The organism is Candidatus Protofrankia californiensis (genome assembly GCF_900634765.1).
Classification (GTDB): domain Bacteria; phylum Actinomycetota; class Actinomycetes; order Frankiales; family Frankiaceae; genus Protofrankia; species Protofrankia californiensis.
The window spans coordinates 8762-9342 of sequence record NZ_CAAAFT010000132.1 but is presented as its reverse complement, the minus strand read 5'-3'; the positions used below and the strand labels follow the sequence as shown (position 1 = coordinate 9342).

The 581-nt window shown below is 69.9% G+C and carries 1 protein-coding gene; it reads left to right on the top strand.

What is annotated here, in order from left to right; translation table 11 throughout:
• Nucleotides 1-581: helix-turn-helix domain-containing protein (locus tag DD1DGNOD_RS08040; protein ID WP_346434288.1), on the top strand; the 581-nt coding region annotated here is incomplete at both ends.

The following is a 581-nucleotide window of genomic DNA, read 5'->3' as shown; positions in this document are numbered from 1 at the left end:
CGTCGTCCTGGCCATCTACCGGAAGTACACCGGTGCGACACAGACCCAGATCGCGGGCGCCTGCGAGATCCCGCAGTCCCACGTCAGCGAGATCCAGAGCGGCCGCCGACGGGTCACCAGCCTGGAACTGTTCGAGCGTCTCGCCAACGGTCTCGGGATCCCCCGGACCCCGCTCGGGCTTGCCGAAAAACCGAGCACCCGGCGGTCGGACGGTCAAGACGCTCCCACTCGGCCCCTGCCGACCGAACTCGTCCCCGAGGTCGTGCGGATCTACCCCAACCGCGGCACCGTCCCCGGCGAGATGTGGCGGGCGCTGCTCAACCACGCACAGGACACCGTGGACATCCTCGTGATCGCCGGTCTGTTCCTCCCCGACGGACACGCCGATCTCGTTCCGCTCCTGCGCGCGAAGGCCGCCAGCGGCGTGAAGATCCGCTACGTGCTCGGCGACCCCTCGTCCGACGCCGTAGCTCTGCGCGGCGCTGAGGAAGGCATCGGTGACAACCTCGCCGCCCGCACCCGGATGACCCTCACCTACCTGTCCGGCCTGCGCGACGTCCCCGGCATCGACCTCCGGCTCC